General features: G+C 70.5%; 1 protein-coding gene. It reads right to left on the bottom strand.

Annotated elements, in window-relative coordinates; genetic code table 11:
• Positions 1-611, bottom strand: a 611-nt coding sequence (locus AX681_RS15380; RefSeq protein ID WP_156456113.1) for an AAA family ATPase, incomplete at both ends; no start/stop codon positions are given.

Here is a 611-nt window from a genome sequence, read left to right as displayed (position 1 = left end):
GCGTATCTCGGTGATCTCGGCCGCGCCGTGCCGCTCGGTAACGCTGCGGAACGCCGCCCCCGCCTCGATCGCCTGCAACTGCTCGGGGTCGCCCACCAGGACGACCTTCGCGCCCGCGTTGCGAGCCTGCGACAGCACTCGCTCCATCTGACGCGAGCCGATCATGCCGGCTTCGTCCACCACCAGCACGTCACGCGGGCCTAGCTGGTCGCGCCCCTGCCCCCATGCGTGCTCAAGGCTCGCGATCGTCCGCGACCTGATGCCCGACCCGCTCTCAAGGTTCTCGGCCGCGATGCCCGACAAGGCCGCGCCGCGAACATTGTAACCGGCGCGCTCCCATCCGTCGCGCGCCACCCCCAGCATGGCGGATTTGCCCGTCCCCGCGTAGCCGATCACGTTGGCGAGGCCGCTCGGCCCCGTTATATGCTCCAGTGCGGCTCGCTGCTCCTCCCCGAGCACGAGTCCTTCACTCCCGGCGCGCGTGATCGCCCCCGCGATTGCTTGCGCCGGGAGACCATGCTCGCTCCTGCTCGCCAATTCGTCGCCGGCCCGCTCAAGCCGGGCCTCCACCGCGATCATGTCGCGCGACGTGAACCGCTCCTGGTCGCGTC

It is taken from the genome of Sphingomonas sp. CCH9-E2, from assembly GCF_001557215.1.
Lineage (GTDB): Bacteria > Pseudomonadota > Alphaproteobacteria > Sphingomonadales > Sphingomonadaceae > Sphingomonas.
The sequence above is the reverse complement of the archived record's forward strand: the minus strand, read 5'-3'. Positions and strand labels throughout refer to the sequence as shown.